The organism is Priestia sp. SIMBA_032 (genome assembly GCF_046535215.1).
GTDB classification, from domain to species: domain Bacteria; phylum Bacillota; class Bacilli; order Bacillales; family Bacillaceae_H; genus Priestia; species Priestia aryabhattai.
On the sequence record NZ_JAWRXD010000613.1, the window covers coordinates 1 to 274 of the forward strand.

The window sequence follows — 274 nt, forward strand, 5'->3', positions numbered from 1 at the left end:
GGCGAACGCCACGGCCAGCGCGACCAGCGAGGCCACCCCCGTCGCGATACTCGGGATCACCCGTATACGGCGCCAATTCACGATCCTTAGCGCCACATATACCACCGCGATGATGGCCCAGTACTGGCGGAAGACCTGCGCGTAGACGAGCATCGCGGCCACCAGAACCGCATCGAAGACGATCCCACTGGGCACCAGGAGTACCAGCGCCGTGAACGGCAGGACCGTCAGCTCCTTGGAGTAGTAGCCGATGTACACCGCGGCAAGGACGATG

1 protein-coding gene is annotated in these 274 nt (G+C 63.9%); it reads right to left on the reverse strand.

The window, feature by feature from the left end:
* The coding region (locus tag SB717_RS35705; protein ID WP_410907690.1) for a hypothetical protein at positions 1 to 274 on the reverse strand (274 nt) is incomplete at both ends.